This window comes from Hungatella sp. SB206 (assembly GCF_051132295.1).
GTDB lineage: Bacteria > Bacillota > Clostridia > Lachnospirales > Lachnospiraceae > Hungatella > Hungatella effluvii.
The window spans coordinates 7,257,037-7,279,948 of the sequence record NZ_CP096603.1 but is presented as its reverse complement, the minus strand read 5'-3'; the positions used below and the strand labels follow the sequence as shown (position 1 = coordinate 7,279,948).

The following is a 22,912-nucleotide window of genomic DNA, read 5'->3' as shown; positions in this document are numbered from 1 at the left end:
TAAGCCCTAACCCGGTGGTACTATAATCATAGTTTATATAGAAACCTTAGAGATGACAGAGCAGGTTAAACACACGGGGCTGTAAACCCCGTTGTTTTGCCGGCTCTTTCCTTGTTTATCAGGTGCTGCACGCTGTTTGGGTGCTGCATGCTGTTTGGGTGCTGCATGCTCCTTAAACGGGAAAAGCCGCGGGGATATGGCCGTCCGTTATACGGGGACCAGGCGGTCATCTCAGAAACGGCCGTGACGGCTGCCATTTATTATTACAGCAACCTGTGCGCAGAGTGTGCGGGGGCGCGTTACCAGAAGGGAGAAGAAACATGGGGAAGTATGTCATTGCATTGGACCAGGGGACGACAAGCTCCAGATGTATCCTGTTTGATGAGCAGGGAACGATCTGCAGCGTGGCGCAGAAGGAGTTTACACAGATCTTTCCGCAGCCGGGCTGGGTGGAGCATAATCCGATGGAGATCTGGTCATCCCAGTTGTCCGTAACCATGGAGGCGATGGGGAAAATAGGGGCGCATTACAGCGACATTGCAGCCATCGGCATCACGAATCAGCGTGAGACGACCATCGTATGGGATAAGGAGACCGGAGAACCGGTTTACAACGCCATCGTGTGGCAGTGCCGCAGGACGGCGGACCGCATTGAAGAATTGAAAAAAGATGAGCTTGCGAACCGGATTCGGGAGAAGACCGGCCTGATTCCGGATGCCTATTTTTCGGGAAGCAAGATCGAATGGATCTTAGATCACGTGGAAGGCGCCAGGGAACGGGCAGAGCGGGCAGAGCTGCTGTTTGGAACCGTGGATACGTGGCTGATCTGGAACCTGACCAAGGGCTGTATCCATGTGACCGATTATACGAACGCATCGAGAACCATGCTGTTTGACATTCACAGGAGATGCTGGGATGACGAGATTCTGGAGTATTTCGGAATTCCCAGGTGCATGCTTCCGGATGTGAAGCCTTCCAGCTGCGTTTATGGCTATACATCCTCCGATGTGATGGGCGGAAAGATTCCGATCGCCGGAGCGGCCGGAGATCAGCAGGCGGCGCTGTTCGGCCAGTGCTGTTTTGACGAGGGCGAAGTGAAGAATACATATGGAACCGGATGCTTCCTGCTTATGAATACAGGGGAAAAAGCAGTCCACTCACAGAATGGCCTTCTTACCACCATTGCGGCCAGCGACGGGAACGAGGTGCGTTACGCGCTGGAGGGCAGTGTCTTCGTGGCGGGAGCCGCGGTACAGTGGCTGAGAGACGAGATGCGTATGGTGAGAAGCGCGCCGCAGACGGAGGAATACTGTACTGCGGTAGCCGATACGGGCGGCGTCTATGTGGTGCCTGCTTTTGCCGGTCTGGGAGCGCCCTATTGGGACCAGTATGCCAGGGGGACCATCGTAGGGGTGACCCGCGGTACCAGCAAGGAGCAGTTTATCCGTGCCACCGTGGAATCCATGGCATACCAGGTGTACGACTTAATCGAGGCCATGCAGCAGGATTCCGGTATCTGCTTAAGACAGCTTCGGGTAGACGGCGGCGCCTGCGCCAATAACTTCCTGATGCAGTTCCAGGCAGACCTTTTAAATACCGCCATTATCCGTCCGGACTGTATCGAGACCACCGCGCTGGGAGCTGCCTGTCTGGCGGGTCTTGCCGTGGGTTACTGGAAGGACAAGGAAGAGATCAGAAAGAACTGGAAGGTGTCCAGGGCGTTTGAGAGCGGCATGGAGGAGGAACAGCGCCGCCGCCTCGTAAAGGGCTGGAAGCGGGCGATCAAGTGTGCGCTGTGCTGGGCAGAGGAAGAGTAAAGTAAGAAGCATTTGTACTTGACACCGGTCACCGGGTGTGATAGCATGAAACTAAATATGAAACCTTGAGACGACAGAGTAAGGTAGATAGACGGAGGTAATCCGTTTGTTTCCCTTACTCTTTTTGCGTAGAAGGAAAAGGTTCTTACTCCGCAAAACGCTTCGTTTCACAGGAACGAGAGGATCAAACAGGAGGAATGAAAATGGAAAGTTTGAATTACGATGCGGTCATCATTGGCGGCGGGGTAACCGGATGCGCGGTAGCCAGGGAACTGTCCCGCTACGAGCTGTCGGTCTGTGTACTGGAAAAGGAAGAGGATGTGTGCTCGGGAACGTCGAAAGCCAACAGCGCCATCGCTCACGCCGGGCATGATGCCACGCCAGGCTCCTTAAAGGCGAAATTCAATGTACAGGGAAGCCAGATGATGGAACCGCTCTCGAAGGAACTGGATTTTGACTACGTGAGAAATGGTTCTCTCGTTCTCTGCTTCTCAAACGACGATCTCCCGGCGCTTAAAGAGCTCCTGGAAAAGGGAAAACGCAATGGGGTCCAGGGACTGGAGATTATCTCCGGCGATGAAGTCAGAAAGATGGAACCTAACGTGACAGATACCGTGGTGGCGGCACTCTACGCACCGACCGGAGGAATTGTCTGCCCCTTTGGCCTTACCATCGCGCTGGCCGAAAACGCAGCGGACAACGGAGTGGAATTCAAATTTCTGACTGAAGTAAATGAGATTAAGAAAGACGGAGAAGGCTACATCCTGGAGACAGGAAAGGGAGCCATAACGACGAAATATATTATCAATGCCGCAGGCGTTTACGCGGACCGCTTCCACAACATGGTCAGCGGCAATAAGATACATATTACCCCGCGTAAGGGCGACTACTGCCTGCTGGACAAAGAAGCGGGCGGCCATGTGAGCCATACCATTTTCCAGCTTCCGGGTAAATTGGGAAAGGGAGTTCTGGTATCACCGACGGTTCATGGCAACCTGCTTACCGGACCGACCGCTGTGGATATCGAGGATAAGGAAGGCAGCGCCACAACGGCGGAAGAGCTGGCATTTGTCATAGAGAAGTCTTCCATCGGCGTAAAGAACGTTCCGTTCCGTCAGGTCATTACATCTTTCTCCGGTCTCCGGGCCCATGAGGATGGCGATGATTTTATTATCGGTGAAGCGGAGGATGCACCGGGGTTCTTCGACGCGGCAGGCATCGAATCTCCGGGTCTTACCAGTGCACCGGCCATCGGCGTCTATCTGGCAGAGCTTGTAGCCGGCAAGGCGGGAGCCGTTCAGAAGAAGGACTGGAAGCGGGAGCGCAGGGGCATTGTCCGTCCGGAGAAGATGAGCGTGGAAGAGAGGGCGGAGCTGATCCGTCAGAGACCGGAATACGGCACGATCATCTGCCGCTGTGAAGGGGTCAGTGAAGGTGAGATCATTGATTCCATAAGAAGAACGCTGGGAGCGGTGTCGCTGGACGGCGTGAAGCGCAGGGTCAGACAGGGCATGGGAAGATGCCAGGCCGGCTTTTGTACGCCGAGGACCATGGAGATCCTGTCCCGAGAGCTTGGAATTACAATGGAAGAAGTCTGCAAAAATGCGCCCGGATCCAATATGCTGACCGGTCAGAAATAAGGGGGAGAATGATATGACACAACATGATATCGTAATCATCGGAGGCGGCCCGGCCGGGCTGGCGGCAGCGGTTGCCGCAAAACGGGCAGGAGCGGAAGATATCCTGATTCTGGAGAGGGACAGCTGCCTGGGAGGTATCTTAAACCAGTGTATCCACAACGGATTCGGACTTCACACGTTTAAGGAAGAGCTGACCGGACCGGAGTATGCGGCACGCTATATTGACATGGTAAAAGAGGAGAAGATCCCCTACAAATTAAATACCATGGTCATTGATATCAATAAAGAGAAGGAAATCACTGTCATCAACCGGGAAGACGGATTGCATGTAATCAAGGCTAAGGCCATCATCCTGGCCATGGGCTGCCGGGAACGTCCGCGCGGCGCCTTAAACATCCCGGGTTACCGTCCGGCGGGAATCTATTCGGCGGGCACGGCGCAGCGCCTCATGAACATCGAGGGCTTCAGCGTGGGCCGTGAGGTCGTGATTCTGGGTTCCGGCGATATCGGACTCATTATGGCAAGAAGAATGACGCTGGAAGGTGCAAAGGTGAAGGTCGTTGCGGAGCTGATGCCTTATTCCGGCGGTTTAAAGAGAAATATCGTTCAGTGTCTCGACGACTACGGCATCCCGCTGAAGCTCAGCCACACCGTGATTGATATCCAGGGAAAAGAGCGGGTAACCGGAATTACCCTGGCAAAGGTAGACGAGAACCGGAAACCGATTCCGGGGACAGAGGAATACTATAGCTGCGATACCCTTCTTCTCTCCGTGGGACTGATCCCGGAAAATGAGCTTACCAAGGGCATCGGCGCATCCATGAACCGGGTGACTCAGGGGCCGAATGTCAATGATCAGCTGGAGACTGATACCAGCGGCGTGTTTGCCTGCGGCAACGTGCTTCATGTACATGATCTGGTTGATTACGTTTCCGAGGAGGCGACTCTGGCCGGCTCCAATGCCGCAGCGTATGTGGGAGCGGGAAGTGAAAAGCAGACGGGTCATATCGTTCACCTGAAAGCGGAAAACGGGGTTCGTTACACGGTTCCCCAGGCGATTGATATCGATCATATGAATGACAAGGTTACGGTGAGATTCCGTGTGGCCGATGTCTATAAGGACCGCTTTATCAGCGTCTATTACGACGGTGTGCGCGTGTCGAAAAAGAAGAAAAAAGTCCTCGCGCCAGGTGAGATGGAGCAGGTCGTGTTAAAGAAAGACAGCTTTTCCGGCTGCTCCGACTTAAAAAATATTGTGATTTGTACGGAGGTGGAGTAAAATGGAGGTTAGAGAGTTAATCTGTATCGGCTGCCCGCTTGGCTGTCCACTGACGGTTCGTCTGGAAGGAGGCGAGGTGGAGGTCTCCGGCAATACGTGTGTGAGAGGCGCCGATTACGCAAAGAAGGAAGTATTAAGCCCCACCAGGATCGTTACCTCTTCCGTTCACGTGGATGGCGGAACCATCGAGATGGTATCCGTTAAGACGGAACATGATATACCGAAGGGTAAGATCTTCGAATGCATGGATGAGATACGTAAGGTGACGATTCCGGCCCCTGTGAAGATCGGTGATGTGGTGATAGCGGACTGCGCCGGAACGGGAGTATCCATCGTGGCGACGAAGAACGTGGAGGCAGTAATTGCATAAAAGACCTTAAGCAGAAAGGAATCAGAAGACATATGAGATGGAATATCAACAGATTTTTTAATCCGGAGAACCGGTTCTGGGCATTTATGGAGAGGGTGACGGATATCTGTGTTCTCAGTTTCTTCTGGTTCCTTTTCAGCATCCCGGTGGTGACTGCGGGCGCGGCGACCACCGCCCTGTTTCAGTATACGCTTCGTCTGACGGCGGACGAGGAGGGATACGTCTGGAAGACCTTCCGGGAGGGCTTTAAGAAGAATTTTGGCCAGGCCACCATTCTCTGGATCGGCGCAGTCCTCGTGGGGGCATTTCTGGTGTTTGATTTATGGTGCTGCCAGTTTCTCGCCCCGCTGGGGCCGGTTCGCTTCTTTGCATTTTTCCTGTTGATCGGCGCTATTTTTGTCTATTTATTAACAATGATTTATCTGTTTCCCCTGCTCGCTTTCTTTCATGTCGATACCAGAAAGGTGATAAGGGATTCTTTCGTCATGTCCGTCGGAAATCTTCACGTTTCTGTAACAATCCTTGTGATATATGGAATTACAGCAGTTGTAACGTATTTCTTCCCCATGCTTTTTATGTTCTGGTTTGCCCTTGGCAGCTATGTGGCATCATTTTTTTATCGTTTTATTTTCTATAAATACATAAAAGATGACGAAGAGTAAGTGGTAAAAATTGTTAAAAAAAAGTCAATTTTTATGAAAAGAAAATAAAAAGTGAAAAGAAAAAATAAGAAAATTATGCAAAATAGATAAATAATTACTTGCATAATGGAATAATCTATGATACCATAGTTCTATCAGAAAAGAATATGGGTTGCTTGAGAGAGACTGAGATCGGAGCAAGTGTAGGATGCATATGAGCAATATGCTTTCGGCGCATGCACAATCTCTTTTTTATTGCTGTTTTTTCGCCGGGAGGAGTCGTAACCTTCGGGCGGAAGGGTCTCAGAGGGCAACGGAAGGGAGTCGTAAAAGACATGAAAAAAAGGGGTATCGCATTATTAATGGTGGCTGCAATGATGGCAGGAACACTGAGTGGATGCAGCGGCGGAGGTTCCACCGGCAAGGCTTTAGCAGGCGCGCAGACAGAGGCACAGACCGTGGCGGAGGTAGATCCGTCCCTGTATGAGGTGACGGAGCCGATCACCATCAAGTGGTGGCACGCGCTGGAGGAACAGTATTCCGAGACCGTGCAGAAGGTCGTGGACGACTTCAACAAATCACAGGATATGATCACAGTGGAAGCGGAGTACATCGGAAGCTACAAGAAATTAAATGAGGCTCTGGTAGCGGCCCATGCGGCGGGGACCGATCTTCCGGCAATTACGGTTGCCAATACTCCTTACGTGGCGGAATACGGTGCAGGCGGTCTGACTGAGGACTTAACACCCTATATCCAGGCCAGCGGCTATGATTTAAAGGACTTCGGCGAAGGCATGATCACGGCTTCCAGCTACAACGGCAAGCAGGTATCCCTTCCCTTCCTGATCTCCACGCAGATCGTTTACTACAACAAAGATATGGCGGACGAGATGGGTATTGAGATTCCGGAGAAGTGGGATGACATGGATGCGTTCCTTGAGAAGACCTCCAAGGTCAACGCGGACGGAACGACGGCGGTGTACGGAACCATTATGCCGGGTTGGGATCAGTGGTATTATGAGACCTTCTACTTAAATCAGGGTGTGAAGATCATCAATGATGACCAGGTATCCACGGACTTAGGCGATGAGAAGGCGGTGGAGATCGCGGCCAAGATTAAAGAATGGTGCGATAAGGGCTATACATACTGGACAGGAACCGCGGATGACGCGTCCTCCATCATGCGTCAGCACTTTATCGACGGCGAGGCATTTTCCGTTGTACATACAAGCTCCCTGTATACGAACTATTTGAGCCAGTGTAATTTCGAGATCGGTATGGCATGGCTTCCGGGAGGCGAGACGAAGAACCAGGAGATCGGCGGCTGCGTGCTGTTAATCCCATCCAAGAACGATCAGGCGACGAAGAACGCGGCATGGCAGTTTATGCAGTACTTATGCAGCAAGGAAGTAAACTTAACATGGGCAAGAGGAACCGGATATATCCCGACCAGGAAGTCCGTACTCACAACCGATGAAGGCAAGGCATTCTTAGAGGAGAAGCCGGCATTCCAGTGTATTTTCGATAATCTGGACCTGATTCAGCCGAGAATCCAGCACAAGGCATGGTCCCAGATGGCTAATATCTGGAAGAACGACATGGCACAGCTCATGCTGGAGGGCGGAGACGCGCAGGAATCCATGGAAAAGATGGCCGAGGAAATTGATGACGTATTAGGAGATTCCTGATGCAGTCAGGCGGGGGTATCATATGAAAGAGAAAAAACATATCAATCCAAGAAAAGTATCCGCAATGAAGGATTTTGCCTGTGTACTTCCGGTACTGATTTTCCTGGCGGTATTTACCTACTATCCGATCGCGGAGCTGTTCCGGATCAGCTTTACCGACTGGAACATGTTAAATGATACGTGGCATTATGTAGGCTTTAAGAACTGGAAATGGCTGTTCGGGGGTTCCGGAACCAAGTATCTCTGGAACTCCCTGAAGGTCACGATTCTCTATTCGGCCGGCGAGATCTTCATCACGCTGGTGGGGGGCATGATCTTCGCCCTGATCTTTAACCGTATGACGAAGGGGTTCTCCGCCATGAGAGCCATCGTCTTTATGCCGAAATACGTGGCGATGTCCTCCGCAGCCGTTGTGTTCTTATGGATTTTAAATACGGACGGCGGTATCTTAAACTACCTCTTATCCCTGGTTGGAATCAGTAAAGTGGACTGGCTGGGCAACCGCCACACCGCTCTGCTCTCGGTCCTGATGCTGACCGGATGGCGGTGCGTGGGATATGGAATGATGGTGTATTTGTCTGCCATGATGGGTATTTCCACGGACTATTACGAAGCGGCCTCCCTGGATGGGGCCAATGCGATACAGCGGTTCTTTAAGATTACGATTCCGATGCTGTCGCCGACCACGCTGTTTTTATTTGTCACCACCTTCCTTTCTTCCATGAAGGTGTTCCAGTCTGTAGATATCCTGACACAGGGCGGCCCGTACCGTTCGACTGAAGTGTTCGTGTATAACATTTACCGTTATGCGATGGAAGACTTCCGGATGGACCGCGCTTCCACAGTGGCGATCTTCTTCTTCCTGCTTCTGCTGGTGGTGACGGTGGCTACCATGAAGGTATCTAACGGCAACGTGACGTACGATTCATAGGGGGGGACAACATGGAGAAACATACAATGAAGGACGGACGGGATATTAACCGTACCGCCAGGAGAAAAAAGGCGACGATTACGGCAGTCCAGTGGGGTCTTGCCATCATCGTCCTGATTATCATCGTGTTCCCGATCTACTGGATGCTGGTATCCTCCGTGAAATCCCAGGAGGAGATTCTGCTTCCGGTACCGACCTTATGGCCGAAGGAATTCCACTTCGAGAACTATATCAATGTATTAAAAAAAGGCAATTTCGCCAGATACTATTTCAATACGGCTGTCATGACGGCCGGTATCCTGATCGGACAGGTCGTGACCGGTATCTTCGCGGGCTACGGATTTTCCAAGGGCAGATTTAAAGGCCAGAATTTCTGCTTTATCATCGTTCTGGGCGCCCTGATGATTCCGCTTCAGGTTACGTTTATTCCGATCTATATCATGATGGCAAACTGGGGAATGTCAGATACCTTCTTAGGTCTGATTCTTCCGGAAGCCGTGTCGCCGTATTACATCTTCATGCTGCGCCAGACCTTTATGGCAATTGACGACAGCTATATCGAGGCGGCCAGAATCGACGGGCTGGGCCGTGTGGGGATTATCACGAAGATTTTGGCTCCCATGTGCCGCTCCACGTTATTTACGGTTACACTGGTGACCTTCACCAATGGCTGGAACGCTTACTTCTGGCCGAAGATCATCGCCAAGGGTGAGAAGCGCCGTGTGCTTACAGTCGGACTTGCCTATTTAAAGAATACCTTTGCCGGTGCTGAATCCATGAACAACCATGAGATCATGGCCGGCGCGGTGATGGCGGTTGTACCTGTCATCATCCTGTTCTTCATTTTCCAGAAATACATGCTGACCGGATACTCCAAGGCAGCCATGAAATAAGAAACCGGGGGAATCAACATGAAAGTATACGCACACAGAGGTTACAGCGGAAGATATCCGGAGAACACCATGCTGTCGTTTCAGAAGGCGGCAGAGACCGGATGCGACGGAATCGAGCTGGATGTGCAGCTGACCAGGGACGGTACCGTGGTGGTGATCCATGACGAAGCCGTTGACCGGACGACAGATGGAACGGGCCTGGTGAAGGATTATACCTTTGAGGAGTTAAGAAAGCTGGACGCAGGAACAATTAAGGGAGGCCGATACGGCTTCTGCCCGGTTCCCTCCTTTGAGGAGTACTGTGAATGGGCCAGCCAGTACGGGTTTGTGACAAATGTGGAGATTAAGACCGGGGTGTACTATTATGAAGATATTGAGGAAAAGACCCTGGAGATTATTAAGAAGTACCATTTAGAGGACAGAGTCATGTTCTCGTCCTTCAACCACCTGTCTCTGGAGCGGATGAAGGAGCTGGCGCCGGATATTCCGCGCGGAGCCTTACTGGAGCATGCCGGTTTAGGAAATGCGGGGTATTACTGCAGCCGCTGCGGTTATGCCTGTTACCACCCGGGGATCAGGGGACTTACGGAGGAGACCGTCAGAAACTGCAGGGACCATGGAATCGGTGTAAATGTCTGGACCATCAACGACATGGAAAGCCTGGAGAACACTTACGAGTGGGGCTGCAGCGGAATCTTTACGAACTACCCGGAGATCTGCAAGAGCTGGCTGGATCATAAAGGCTGACTGCAGAGACCGGAAGCTGCCGGTTAAAAAATAAAAGAAATAAGGATTTAAGACGATTTAACCGTTTTAAATCCTTATTTGATATGAGAAAGGGACTTTATATGAAACGCGGTATGGAAGTACAGGGCTTTTTGTGCAGGCAATTTTCACAGAAATGACAAAAATTCGGATTCTTACTTGACTCTGTGGAAAAGGATTGCTAAAGTATAAGAAGTTGGGAAAAAATTTCCGGCCGTCTTCGGATGCGCCGCGGACGCGGTTTCGCCGTATACGGGAAAACCGTGGTTCATGTAAGGGAGGAAGTACGTTGAAGTTACTGACATATGAAGTTGACAGAAGAAAAGATATCGGGGTTATGAGCAAGGATGAGATGTGGGTATATCCGCTTCGGGCATTCGGCATGGAATATACGAGTATGATGGAAGTCGTAAAGGGGTTCAGCCAGTCGGAAAAGGATCTGCTGGAGCACGTATCCGGTTTGGAACCGTACGGCATCACAGGGGCGGCTATGCGCTCTGAGGTGAGGATTCTGGCTCCGATCGAGGCGCCGGAACAGGATATTATCTGTCTTGGGCTTAACTACATGGAGCATGCGGAAGAATCTGCCAGATTTAAGAAGGAAGCATTTGACGGAGTGCGGAAGGAAGCGGTCTATTTCTCCAAGAGGGTAAACCGGACGGTTGGCCCGGATGGGGAGATTTCCAGTCACAGCGATATCGTGGACAGTCTCGATTATGAGGCGGAGCTTGGCGTAATCATCGGAAAGGAGGCTTACCGGGTTCCGAAGGAGCAGGTCAGGGACCATATCTTTGGATACACAATTATTAACGATGTGAGCGCGCGCAATGTGCAGAACGCCCACAAGCAGTGGTATTTTGGAAAGAGTCTGGACGGTTTTACACCGATGGGACCGTGTATTCTGACCGCGGACAGCGTGGAATACCCGCCGAAGTTCCCGATCCGATCCCTCGTAAATGGTGAGGTGCGGCAGGAGAGCAATACAGAGCGGATGATTTTTGATATCGATCATATTGTAAGTGAGTTATCCATGGGAATGACGCTGAAGGCGGGTACCATCATTTCCACAGGAACGCCATCCGGAGTCGGAATGGGCTTTACGCCGCCGAAGTTTTTAAAGGCCGGCGATGTGGTGGAGTGTGTGATCGATGGGATCGGTTCTATCAAGAATACGGTTTCTGAGTAGATTAGAGCGTGTCTAAAAAAGAATAGAATAAAAACCTTTGAGAGAAAGAGTAAGGGATAGAAACGAATGAATTTCGTTTTATTTCCTTGCTCTTTTTGACGTTTCCGTGCAGCAATACGCGTGCTGGCGGTCACGGGGGAACAGTTACTATAAATGGGAACAGGGGGCAAAAAAATGCAGGGATATTTAGCAGGGGTAAGTGAAGGCACCAGGGTATTGCTGATTCTGTCAGTGATCCTGTTTGCCGGTTTTATTATGACGCGGCTGACCAATACGCTGAATTTGCCAAAGGTCAGCGGTTACATTATGGCAGGAATCTTAATCGGGCCATGCGGGTTAAATCTAATACCGGTAGAGATTATCGGCCACATGGGGTTTGTCAGCGATCTGGCGCTGGCGTTTATTGCATTCGGGGTCGGAAAGTTTTTTAAGAAGGAAGTGCTGTTAAAGACGGGAAGCCGGATTATCATCATTACGCTTTTCGAGGCCCTGCTGGCCGGCGTGCTGGTAACGCTGTTCTGTGTGGGCGTCTTCAAGATGGAGTGGAATTTTGCGTTGATTCTGGGCGCAATCGCGACGGCGACAGCACCGGCCAGCACGATGATGACAATTAACCAGTATAAGGCAAAGGGAGAATTTGTCAATACGCTGCTGCAGATCGTGGCCCTGGATGATGTGGTCTGCCTGCTGGCGTTCAGTATTGTGGCAGGCATTGCCGGACGAACGGGAAATGAAGAGCTGACCATGTCCACGGTCCTGATGCCGGTGGTCTATAATATCCTGGCTTTGGGACTGGGATTTTTCTGTGGTTACTTCTTGAGCAGGCTTCTGATACCGGCCAGAAGCAAGGACAACAGGCTGATTCTGGCTATTGCCATGCTTCTGGGGATATCTGGTATCTGCGCGTCACTCGATATTTCGCCGCTGCTGTCCTGCATGATCTTCGGCGCGTCGTATATCAATCTTACCAGCGATAAAAAGCTGTACCGGCAGATTAATAACTTTACGCCTCCGGTCATGTCCATATTCTTTATCATGTCGGGCATGAATCTGGATCTGTCTGCGCTGACCACCGTGGGCACGGTGGGTCTGGCATACTTTATCGTGAGGATTATCGGGAAGTATCTGGGAACGTATATCAGCTGCCTGATTACGGGAACCAGCAGGGAAATTCGAAATTATATGGGCCTGGCACTGATCCCTCAGGCCGGTGTCGCCATCGGTCTGGCGTTTCTGGGACAGAGGCTGCTTCCCGAGGAGATGGGGAAACTGCTTCTGACCATTATTCTCTCTTCTTCCGTCCTCTATGAGATGGTAGGGCCGGTCTGCGCCAAGATGTCCCTGTTCCTCTCCGGCAGCATTACCACGGAGAAAATGAAGGAAGTGGCAAAGGAGAGGGAGGATGAGATTCACGAGGAGAACTTGACCGCATCGGAGAATGAGGAACATGAGGAAGACGATGGGAGTTGGGAAGATGGGAGTGAAGATGAGAGTGAAGATGAGAGTGACGGAGAACGTGATACGGTTGGAAAACTCGAATCTGATGTAAATGAAAGCGGCGAAATGGAGGAGGAAGACGGGAACTGTAATGGAGATGGCAGATCCAGTAAAGACGGCATAGAATGCAGCTCAAAGAAATCGCCAAAAAGAAAAAAGGAGTATGGGGAAGAGGATAATTCCAAAGCAGACCTGCATAAAATGACTGACCAGCCGAGTGGTGACAGTAACGGAAAAAAGACTGGAAATGGAAAAGGCCGAAAAAATACGGAAACTCGCAAAAAAAAAGAAATGTCAGACGAGGAACTCCTGCAGCATGAGCTTTTAGAGCAGATTAAGGAACTGGAGGCGGGCGTCGAAGATCAGGAAGAAGACTACGATATTGAACGCGAGATCGAACCGGAAAAAGAGAAAGCACCGAGGAAGGGGAAGGCGAGAAAGAAAAAGAAATAAGAATAGAAGAGAGTAATAAGAATTCTATAAAGAAATTGCAGGAGGGAAACGCAGGCAAGACACATGTCTGCGTTTCCCTTTTCGCTGCCAATTAAGCTTCAGTCGTCGCCTTAATAAACCAGTATTTTACGCTCATCATTCGTCCCCCTCTGCTATTCCTTATAGAAATCTTTGAAAAATTCCTCATAAGTCTCAGGCTCGGGCGTTTCGCTGCGGGCTTCCTGCAGCAGGCTGAATAGTTCCTCCCACAGCTTTTGACTTACCTCCACGTCGGAATAGTCCATTGTAGATATATAGTAGGACTCACTGCTCCCAACATCATCATCCCAGTGGAAGACTGTCTTAAATCCCGCAAAAACCCGGTTGCCATTCCTGTCCTCTGACTCGTAGCTATACATATCCTTGCTGGCGAGACAGGGATTGTGCCAGAATATTTGTCCGGCCCCCATGAAGTAGCAATAACTGCTGTAGACCGACAGAAACAGATAGACCTGGTCCTGTTCCGGATCGTATTTTAACCCGTAGAGTCCCATATTCCGAACGATCAGTTCCGGCAGACCATCGCCGTCATAGTCCGTATAATAGTAGCTGGAGTCCTGTTTCAGCTCCTGTCTTAGAAACTCCTGATCACTTAGATGATCGCTTCGAAGAATATTCTGATACGTATCTTCTTCGTAATCCAGAGACCGGTACGCCCTGCAAAGCACCGGTTTCTGGTTGGTCACAGCCTTGTAAAAGGCCTCCCTGTAGATTTTATCTGTCTCTGTGTCGTACAGAGAATCGTTGATGGGGAACTGCCTGACGTGAAAATCTATCGCGCGGATCTGGTCGCTGGCTGCTTTGATAAGCGCCCTGGAATCGAGTAAATCGCCCGGTTCCGGCACGTCCTTACTATACCAGGTGTTTTCATATTCTTCCCATCGCCCGGAATAGTCCTGATCGTCCTCCTCGTGATCCTCATAGGGCCAGAAGCCGGCTTTCATGATATACATTTGATCCGTGCCGCTGTCCCATTTGAGAAGGGTATACGCGGCTCCCAGTCCATCGGAGCGTCCATAGAGATACGTGTACTGGGCAGTCATGATTTCATAGACACCGTCGCCGTCTGCGTCCACAGGTGTGAAGAGATAGAAATAAGGATCCGCACTCAGCCAGTCCGTTTCATTGTTCTCCCTGCCCTCGTCGGTGAGATTTCCGTCCGCGTCAAAGTAGGGATTTCCTTCCGGGCCTTTGCGTGTGAAAGTAGTGTAAAAACCTGTATAACCGTTTTGTACCGTATGGGTATATCCTTCCGACAGATGAAGGGTAAAATATGTATCGAAATAATTATCGCCATCCCACTCAGGGCTGCCGAATATTTTGGCCGGACTGCCGTCGGATATCCGATAGATGTCGCTCTCATAGGCGCCGGCCCCTCCGGTGATACTGATTAAATGATGCATCAGAAGCTCGTCCTGACCGTCTCCGTCAATATCCGCCAGATACCACTCATCTCCATAGGAGCCGTCACAGAGAACCGTACAGGAGGTGCCGCCATTTCCAATGATGACAAGGACAGGAATCCCATATAATGGGCTATTGCAAAACATGGCACGGTAACATATAAGTGTAAGCTCCGTTCCGTCTGCTGCGTACACCTTTTCGGTCATCGCAGTTCTTATGTAAGGCACGGCAGAATGATCGTATCCCAGAGCATCCGCAGCCAGCGTCTTGAACTGATCGTAACCGGGGAGCTCTTCGGGGAATTCCTTCCGGGATGCGGAATCTTCAAGCGAAAGGGGAAGAGACAGCGACGAAACTATTTTCAGGATCAGATGAAGGTCAGGGCAGATGACTATATAGCTTTCAGAGCCAGGCCGTTTGTAATACTCGGCGTCTGAGGGGATGTCCCATGTAAAACCGGAGGTCTTTAAGTCCTCCCACCAGCCCGGATCAACCTGCTCCGGCAGAATTTTCTTCATGTCCTTTGTCCAGAGGGAGAGATCGTCCGCCTCCACTGTGAAGGCCGCCCTGATATCGTAATCGGAAGGACCCGGGACTCTCCCATTGGAATTATCCTGATAAACAATGTGATAGGCTGCATCGATCATCTCAGAGGGCATTTCCAGATATCTGGAGAGGAAGGCCAGCTTCTTATCTCTGTCTTGAAAAACAGTGCTTCTCGTATCGGTGGTATAATCCTTTGGTAATTCCCCGGAATTCTCTGTATTCGGGGAAATGATCCTGACCTCTGGAGCACCTCTCGTAGTCAGCTCCATCGAGCTTTCGTGATCCACTGCCGTGATTCTTACGGACAGGGTGGTATTGCCCGGAATCTCCATTACGGTACCCGGAAGTTCGCGAAAAGTTCCCTCCTCATCTTCAACATACAGGTGCTCTATATCAAATGTGAAATGTTTTTCAGACAGGAGAAGCTCATAAGTAATCTGAAACGTTACGCTTTGGGACTTAGAAGAGGGGTTTTTAATGGAAAAGGCTGCCTGGGCAGTGTTTCGATTCCCATTGCCGCTGTCCGGCCAGATCATACCGACCGGATTGCTGTCAAGAACAACTGGACGGATGGGGGCTTTATGATTACCTGCTGTGTAATAAAGCAGCAGTAAAATGAGCAGAAACAGCGGGAGTAAAATCAGGATTATGCGTTTTCTTTTGTTACCCTGCTTATGCATTTGGCAGCTCCTCAGTCTTTCTCTTTAGAATATACGTTAAATGGTGAAGTCAGAATATATTCGATATACTGCTTTGGATACTTCTATTGTAGCATACTTTTACTTTTTTGTATCCTCCGAAGGACAGCATAAAGCCTGATGCGCGGAAATCGTGGCAAGCGTATCGCCCAGCTGTGAGAGGATAGACGCGAGAAGTGCTATTTCATCGGCACTTTTTCCTTCGGCAATGCAGCAGGCCAGACTCGATATGGAGATTACTAATTCACAGGATTGCATATGGATCACCTCCTGACAGATTATGCGGTTCAGATCAGGAATAGAATGCAGAATCAGACAGGACGGGCCTTATTGCAGGCAAAAAAATAACTCCCTGTGGAAATGGATCCGTCTATTGCGATCCTTTCCCACAGGGAGTTATTCTCCAAAGATACTGGCTATTCCGCTGCCTGCACAGCGGATTCCGCAGTCGCTTTTATGGATTAAGAATTAATAATTCTCAACTTTTCTTTCAAAATAAGCCTTCGGATGTGCACATGTCGGGCATACTTCAGGAGCTTCCGGTCCTTCATGTACGTATCCGCAGTTGCGGCACTTCCAGCCAAGAGGAGCGTCGCCCTTGAAGGTCTTATCGTTCTTTAAGCTGTCAAGAAGCTTTAAGTAACGTTTCTCATGAGCAGCTTCCACTTTTCCAACAAACTCAAATTTGATGGCTAACTCTTCGAAGCCTTCTTCTCTGGCTTCATCAGCCATTCTCTTGTACATATCGGTCCACTCGTAGTTTTCACCTTCGGCTGCGTCTGCAAGGTTCTCTTCAACGCTGCCGATGCCATGGAATTCTTTGAACCACATTTTAGCGTGCTCTTTTTCCTGATCTGCTGTCTCTAAGTATAAAGCAGCCATCTGCTCGTAGCCAGCTTTTTTCGCTACAGAAGCATAATATGTATATTTATTTCTTGCCTGAGACTCGCCTGCGAAAGCGTCCATTAAGTTCTTTTCTGTTTTTGTTCCTGCATATTTAGACATGTGATAAACCCTCCTGATTACTTTTTCTTTGGTATCCAATGAACCCGACTGTTCAATGAGTGAATTCGTTCCCAATCCGGATCTTCCGATGGAAAACCAGGGAACGGTATAATCAAGCTATGCCGTTCCCTGAAAATGGTGAAGTGAATATTTATGAATTAGCCAAAGTATCTGTCAAGCAGACCCTTGAATGCTTTGCCATGGCGAGCTTCGTCTCTTGCCATCTCATGTACGGTATCATGAATTGCATCAAGGTTTAACTCTTTAGCACGCTTTGCTAAGTCAACTTTACCAGCAGTAGCGCCGTTCTCAGCAGCAACTCTTAATTCAAGGTTTTTCTTTGTGCTTGCAGTTACACACTCGCCAAGTAATTCGGCGAATCTGGAAGCGTGATCAGCCTCTTCGTAAGCAGCCTGCTTGTAGTACATACCAACTTCCGGATAGCCTTCTCTGAAAGCGACTCTGGACATAGCTAAATACATACCAACTTCAGAACATTCACCCTCGAAGTTTGCTCTTAAATCTTTGATGATATCTTCACGAACGCCCTGAGCTACTCCTAATTCATGCTCAGCTGCCCATGACATATCCTCTTCCTGTAATTTGAACTTCTCTGCCGGTACCTTACATACTGGACAAAATTCCGGAGCAGTCTCTCCTTCGTGAACATAACCGCATACTGTACAAACCCATTTCTTCATAATTCATGTCTCCTTTTCATTTTTATATATTTGTTTTTATTGAACTTGTTTTGTTGTAATCAATAACAGTAATGATTACTGATATTAATTTAGCACATCTTTCTGCTTCTGTCAATACTTATTGTAAATTTTTTTTCAAACAATTTTTGCAGGTACCGTAGAAAAAGATTGTATGGCTGTCAACATGGCCGGCCGCATATTCCTGAGCCAGTTGATTGATGTTATCCAGGGTTTTTAAAGGCAGGTCGTAGACCTGGCCGCAGTCCCTGCATACGAAATGATAGTGCGGTGATGTGTCTGCATCAAAATGATCTGCCCCATCTCCACATGTCAGCTTCTGAATTTCCCCCAACTCCACCAGCAGGTTTAAATTGCGGTAGACAGTCCCAAGGCTGATGTTTGGATATTCTTCGCGGATTGATGTGTATAGGGCGTCGGCAGTCGGATGGTCATGCCTGGCCATCAAACAAGATTTGATGGATTCCCGCTGACGGCTATACTTCAATGTCTTCATAGCAGCTCCTTTGCATTAAAATAGTAATAATACTGATAATGGTTACTATTTAATAATACACCACCAAATGGTGATTGTCAATGCTGTGAAGGTCGAAAATACAGGTAAAAACGTAGTTTTTCCTATATTAAATCAGTTTTTATATGTTTTCCCTGGCGATACGGATAAATTCTTCCGTAGCCTGGGACAGATAGCGGCCTTTATGGTAGCCAAAGGCCAGAATTCCGTGTGTGCGCCCTTTGGGAAGGGAATAGAAATTGAGTCCCTTTTTATTCTTTGGCAGATCGGTCATAAGCCCGGTTCCTGACATGAACATCTTGGGATAAAATGTGATTCCCATCCCTTTGCCTGCCAAAGCCAGTACGGTTTCAATATTTTCCGTTTCAAGAACGATGGAGGGCGTGATCTGTGCATCCTCAAAAATTTCGTCGGCAATGGTCCGGACGCGGTTTCCTTTATTAATAAGAAGATATGGACAATCTTTTAACAAACGCACGTCCGCATTTTCTTCCAGCTGACTCTTAATTTCCTCCTGGCGGCCGGGGAAAAAGCTGTCCAGGATCTGATCGGGAACGATGAGAAGAATCTCTTCTTCACAGATCGTGACGGTCTCCACATTTTCCGCTTTAAATGGAAGCAGGTCGATAATCAGGTCGATGTCTCCCCGGATCAGGGAAGTACTTAACTCCGATGAATTGCCTTCTACCAGGTGAAGCTCGATGTTCGGAAACTTTTCACGGTAGACCGGCAGGATAGCGGGAAGGAGAAAACGTCCCCGCGTGTGAGAAACTCCGATGGATATCTGTCCGGTGGTAAAATCCTTAATATCGGCCAGCTGGCGGTAAGTCTCATCCTTTAGTTCCAGCAGCTGTTTGGCGCGCAGCTTCAGCGCTCTTCCGGCATAGGTGAGTGTCAGTGGCGTCGTCCGGTTGAAAAGCTGGACGTCAAACTCCTTTTCCAGATTGGAAATATGATTGCTTAATGACTGCTGGGATATATATAGGCGTTTAGCTGCCCGAGTGATGTTCAGTTCCTCGGCCGCTGCCAGAAAATATTCCAGATTCAGAAAGTTTATCATAAGCACTCCTTCAGCCTGGGGATATACGGAAGCAGACGGTCCAAAGAACCGTTTACAATCAGCTCTTCCGGGAAGCCGGTCTCTTTAATGAGCTCCCAGGCAAGTTTATGATTTCCCACATCAGCCTCGATGTGGGCGTCGCTGTCAATGATGACAGACGCTTTATAGTGTTTACATAAATCCAGCATGATCCGGTAGTTTTCTTTTGCGTGGAGCCGCATGCTTGTCGAATGCAGTGAGCTGCTGTTAAGCTCCAGCAGCGTGTGGTGTTCAGCGGCTGCGGCTACGACCGTGTCGTAATCAATAGGAAACCGTCCGTCATCCGGGTGGCCGATGATTTTAACATAAGGATTTTTGATGGCCCCTAAATAGGCATTTGTATTTTCCGCAACGGTACCGCATTTGTAGCAGGGTTCGTGGATGCTGGCGATAGTGTAATCGAGACGTTCCAGTATGCCTTCCCTTAAATCAATACGGCCGGTATAATCCAGAATGTTTAGTTCAGACCCCATCAGTATCTTTACGCCGAACAGGGTGCGCGGTATGACTTTAAAATTAATAAAATAAAATTCGTGACAGGTTCCCGGCATCTTCGGTGCATGATCTGTCGAACCGAAAAGCGTGAGACCTTTCTCTGAGGCAGAGCGTGCCATCTCATAAAGTGTGTTGTATGCATGACCGCTTGCGGTGGTATGGGTGTGTAAATCCATGATATCTTTCATAAATAACGTTTGGAGGCCTGGGCCTCGTCTCCTTTTTGTTATACAATTTATGTCTGCCTAAAATGTAATCTTTCTAATTACAAATATACCATATTCTGGATAAAAGTAAACAGAATTGTCACCAAAAAAGCAGAGAAATCAAGAGGCAGGTTACAGTTCACTCCCCACCAGGGGCACCGCAGTTCTGTTCGGTCGGGCAGGCTTCCTCAGCCTTTCCAGTTCCGGTTTCGGGCATAAGAAGTTCTAAACGTGCAGAATCTTTCTAAAAACCAGGTAAAATTCCCAAACTCGCTGCGCTCAGACAAGTGGGAATTTCACCTGAACGAAAAATTTTGCGCGTTAAGAACTTCTAATACCCTGCAAAGTCACTGGAAAGGCTGAGGAAGCCTGCCCGGCCGAACAGAACTGCGGTGCCCCTGGTGGGGAGTGAACTGTAACAGAGGCAGCGCGCTGTATACAAGATGTCTGCCTGCTCAGCGAGAGCTCTCACGGCTTATCTTTTCCCAATCATAATAGAAAAAATAATTCATTAAGACATTTGTCCTTTTATAAAATGATTTTTATGGAGTATAATACCAATATCAAACCAATATAAATAGTGTTGCAGACAGAAGGAGAATGATACAATATGGAAAAATATCGCAGAATTTTTACCATTGTGCTGGATTCCCTGGGAATCGGAGCGATGGATAATGCGGCGGACTATGGCGACGTGGGGACGGATACGCTGGGACATATCGATGAGCGGATGGAGAGCTTTCACATACCGAATCTTGCAAAAATGGGAATTGCAAACCTGCATCCCTTAATTCATGCAGAGCCGGCAGAGAAGCCGCTGGCCTATTACACAGAACTGAATGAAGCCAGTACCGGCAAGGACACGATGACCGGACACTGGGAGATGATGGGACTTCATATTACGAAGCCATTTCAGACATTTACCGAGCACGGATTTCCGAAGGAACTGATCGAGGAGTTGGAAAAACGCACGGGACATAAGATCGTGGGCAATAAATCGGCCAGCGGAACAGAGATTCTAGACGAGTATGGCGAGCATGAGATCGCGACCGGAGACATGATCGTCTACACCTCTGCCGATTCTGTACTTCAGATCTGCGGAAACGAGGAGACCTTCGGACTTGACGAGCTGTACCGCTGCTGTGAGATTGCCAGGGAGCTGACGATGAGAGACGAGTGGAAGGTGGGCCGCGTGATTGCCAGACCGTATGTGGGCAGGAAGAAGGGCGAGTTCAAACGGACTCCTAACCGCCATGACTATGCGTTAAAGCCCTACGGACCAACTGCGCTGGATGCCTTAAAGACAGCGGGATACGATGTGATAAGCATTGGCAAGATTAAGGATATCTTTGATGGAGAGGGAATTACGGAGGCTTATAAGTCACAGAGCAGCGTTCATGGAATGGAGCAGACCATTGAAGTCATGGATAAGGATTTTCACGGCCTGTGCTTCGTAAATCTGGTGGATTTTGACGCGCTGTGGGGACACCGCCGCGACCCGATCGGTTACGGAAAAGAGATTGAGCGGTTTGATGAGAAGCTGCAGATCGTTCTGAGCAAGTTAAAAGAAGATGATTTACTGATCTTAACGGCTGATCACGGCAATGATCCGACCTATACCGGTACGGATCATACGAAAGAGAAAGTTCCATTTCTGGCATATTCTCCTTCTATGAGTGGAAGTGGAAGAATCCCGTCAGAAGATACCTTTGCCGTAATCGGAGCTACCATCACAGACAATTTTGGGGTTACAATGCCGGAAGGAACGATTGGAAAATCAATACTTCAGGAATTGAAATAGAAGTGATGCGCCAGGGTTTGTAACCGTCCATGAGAACAAAACTGAATAAAAGCTTTCAAATGAGCGCCGGAAATACGTGAGGAGATGTAATCTCACAAAATTTTCAGCGCTTTTTTTGCGTGTTTAGACATCGATTTCATGCGGTTTTCAAGGTTACGGTTACGCATTACAAATAATTTTAATTTATTTTCAAAAAAACTTAAAATGTAACCAATTTGTAACCGATATGGTATATACTGGTTACAGACACTGGGTAAAACTATATTTAATTGAAGATAATGTAATGAAAATAGATAAACTAAAGCTCTGAACAGAGGGAGAAGGAAAAATTTATGACGATAGCAAAGATGAGTATGAACCGCAACTCTTCCCGCTACTTCAAAATATCGGTAAATGGATTTGAGAATGGCTGTATGAGCGGCATCATATATCACGCAGGCACGGCGCCGGGGATCCGGTTTGAGAATTACCTGGAGATGATGCTTCACATGAACCGGATATTCGACGAGTTGGCGAATCCGAAGAGAACGATGGATTACCGGAGATTTGGCGGAACGAAGCTTCCTGAACCTCCCGTACAGGAATATGATCAGCTGGAAGATGGTACGCTGGCCACATTTAAACTTAACGTAAAGTTCAGATACAACACGAGCTGGCAGGGAGAGATCTCCTGGCTGGAAGGGCAGGAAAAACAGGAATTTGAGAGTTTTCTGCAGATGACCTACTGGATAGAACGGGTGCTGAACGGACCGGGCGAGCGGAGGCAGTCACAAAAGACCTCAAATGTCTGCCAGATCGCCGTAGACTCCTTCGAGGGCGGTCTGCTGGCAGGAAGTGTTCAGAACGCCTTCCTCAATTATCTGGAAGATTTTACAGGAACCATAGCCCTGGCTGATGCCATGGGGCACTTTATCGGACTTGGCAACCTGAGGGAAGACGATTCCGGAGTACAGAACGAAGACATCAGGATTATACCGGATAAGATGTGGTCCGTTTACAGGGAAGGCGGGAAAGAAGCCACCTTTCTGATCAAGATCCTGTTCCGGGAACATTCGACCTGGCAGGGCGTTATACGCTGGAGGGAAACCGGTGAAAAACAGGCCTTCCGAAGTTTCATGGAGCTGGTACTCCTGATGACCTCCGCACTGGAGAGCAGTGACGGATGGATTTTATATGAAGACAGATATGTACATAAAAATAGAGAGAGTGCCCTAATGGAAGGGTAA

General features: G+C 49.1%; 20 protein-coding genes. 13 read left to right on the top strand and 7 right to left on the bottom strand.

Annotated features, from left to right (window positions below; genetic code table 11):
• Positions 1-320 precede the first annotated feature (320 nt).
• The 11 genes from glpK (at position 321) to M1L66_RS32660 (ending at position 13,160) form a co-directional block, all read left to right on the top strand.
• Complete coding sequence (glpK, locus tag M1L66_RS32710) at positions 321-1,817, top strand: glycerol kinase GlpK (protein WP_434689867.1); 1,497 nt, start codon at positions 321-323, stop codon at positions 1,815-1,817.
• 203 nt (positions 1,818-2,020) lie between these two features.
• The gene (locus tag M1L66_RS32705; protein ID WP_187024350.1) at positions 2,021-3,457 is read left to right on the top strand and encodes an NAD(P)/FAD-dependent oxidoreductase; all 1,437 of its coding nucleotides are present in this window, start codon (positions 2,021-2,023) and stop codon (positions 3,455-3,457) included.
• 13 nt (positions 3,458-3,470) lie between these two features.
• On the top strand, positions 3,471-4,736 hold the full coding sequence (locus tag M1L66_RS32700) for an NAD(P)/FAD-dependent oxidoreductase (RefSeq protein ID WP_187024349.1): 1,266 nt from the start codon (positions 3,471-3,473) through the stop codon (positions 4,734-4,736).
• A gap of 1 nt (position 4,737) precedes the next feature.
• Complete coding sequence (locus M1L66_RS32695) at positions 4,738-5,106, top strand: DUF1667 domain-containing protein (RefSeq protein ID WP_055660154.1); 369 nt, start codon at positions 4,738-4,740, stop codon at positions 5,104-5,106.
• Positions 5,107-5,138: 32 nt separating this feature from the next.
• Positions 5,139-5,768: a YesL family protein gene (locus tag M1L66_RS32690; protein ID WP_434689863.1), complete on the top strand. Its 630-nt coding sequence runs from the start codon at positions 5,139-5,141 to the stop codon at positions 5,766-5,768.
• A 314-nt stretch (positions 5,769-6,082) separates the two neighbouring features.
• Positions 6,083-7,435 (top strand): ABC transporter substrate-binding protein, encoded by a 1,353-nt coding sequence (locus M1L66_RS32685; RefSeq protein WP_434689860.1) that lies wholly within the window; start codon positions 6,083-6,085, stop codon positions 7,433-7,435.
• A gap of 22 nt (positions 7,436-7,457) precedes the next feature.
• Complete coding sequence (locus M1L66_RS32680) at positions 7,458-8,366, top strand: carbohydrate ABC transporter permease (RefSeq protein ID WP_002605240.1); 909 nt, start codon at positions 7,458-7,460, stop codon at positions 8,364-8,366.
• A gap of 11 nt (positions 8,367-8,377) precedes the next feature.
• A complete protein-coding gene (locus tag M1L66_RS32675) occupies positions 8,378-9,259 on the top strand; it encodes a carbohydrate ABC transporter permease (protein WP_187024346.1) in 882 nt (293 codons plus the stop codon).
• Between the two features lie 18 nt (positions 9,260-9,277).
• Positions 9,278-10,006, top strand: a complete 729-nt coding sequence (locus M1L66_RS32670; RefSeq protein ID WP_187024345.1) for a glycerophosphodiester phosphodiesterase — start codon at positions 9,278-9,280, stop codon at positions 10,004-10,006.
• 307 nt (positions 10,007-10,313) lie between these two features.
• Positions 10,314-11,210, top strand: a complete 897-nt coding sequence (locus M1L66_RS32665; RefSeq protein WP_187024344.1) for a fumarylacetoacetate hydrolase family protein — start codon at positions 10,314-10,316, stop codon at positions 11,208-11,210.
• Between the two features lie 174 nt (positions 11,211-11,384).
• Positions 11,385-13,160: a cation:proton antiporter gene (locus M1L66_RS32660; protein ID WP_434689855.1), complete on the top strand. Its 1,776-nt coding sequence runs from the start codon at positions 11,385-11,387 to the stop codon at positions 13,158-13,160.
• Positions 13,161-13,312: 152 nt separating this feature from the next.
• Here the strand turns inward: M1L66_RS32660 and M1L66_RS32655 are convergent, their stop codons facing one another.
• The 7 genes from M1L66_RS32655 to M1L66_RS32625 all read right to left on the bottom strand — a co-directional run bounded on the left by M1L66_RS32655 (position 13,313) and on the right by M1L66_RS32625 (position 19,867).
• Positions 13,313-15,829: a PSP family protein gene (locus M1L66_RS32655; RefSeq protein ID WP_434689852.1), complete on the bottom strand. Its 2,517-nt coding sequence runs from the start codon at positions 15,827-15,829 to the stop codon at positions 13,313-13,315.
• Between the two features lie 99 nt (positions 15,830-15,928).
• Positions 15,929-16,105, bottom strand: a complete 177-nt coding sequence (locus tag M1L66_RS32650; RefSeq protein WP_187024342.1) for a DUF6774 domain-containing protein — start codon at positions 16,103-16,105, stop codon at positions 15,929-15,931.
• A 210-nt stretch (positions 16,106-16,315) separates the two neighbouring features.
• Positions 16,316-16,852: a rubrerythrin gene (rbr, locus tag M1L66_RS32645; RefSeq protein ID WP_187024398.1), complete on the bottom strand. Its 537-nt coding sequence runs from the start codon at positions 16,850-16,852 to the stop codon at positions 16,316-16,318.
• 158 nt (positions 16,853-17,010) lie between these two features.
• Positions 17,011-17,553, bottom strand: a complete 543-nt coding sequence (locus tag M1L66_RS32640; protein WP_002605222.1) for an NADH peroxidase — start codon at positions 17,551-17,553, stop codon at positions 17,011-17,013.
• Positions 17,554-17,671: 118 nt separating this feature from the next.
• A complete protein-coding gene (locus M1L66_RS32635) occupies positions 17,672-18,067 on the bottom strand; it encodes a Fur family transcriptional regulator (RefSeq protein ID WP_187024341.1) in 396 nt (131 codons plus the stop codon).
• Between the two features lie 139 nt (positions 18,068-18,206).
• Entirely contained in the window at positions 18,207-19,145 is a 939-nt protein-coding gene (locus M1L66_RS32630) for a LysR family transcriptional regulator (protein WP_002605220.1), read from the bottom strand.
• Positions 19,142-19,867: a phosphatase gene (locus M1L66_RS32625; RefSeq protein WP_187024340.1), complete on the bottom strand. Its 726-nt coding sequence runs from the start codon at positions 19,865-19,867 to the stop codon at positions 19,142-19,144. Before M1L66_RS32625 ends, M1L66_RS32630 begins: the two co-directional genes overlap by 4 nt.
• A 628-nt stretch (positions 19,868-20,495) precedes the next feature.
• On the opposite strand from M1L66_RS32625, the gene M1L66_RS32620 reads away from it, so the two are divergent.
• Together M1L66_RS32620 and M1L66_RS32615 are read left to right on the top strand one after the other, a co-directional pair.
• Complete coding sequence (locus M1L66_RS32620; protein ID WP_187024339.1) at positions 20,496-21,686, top strand: phosphopentomutase; 1,191 nt, start codon at positions 20,496-20,498, stop codon at positions 21,684-21,686.
• A 332-nt stretch (positions 21,687-22,018) separates the two neighbouring features.
• A complete protein-coding gene (locus M1L66_RS32615; protein WP_434689849.1) occupies positions 22,019-22,912 on the top strand; it encodes a hypothetical protein in 894 nt (297 codons plus the stop codon).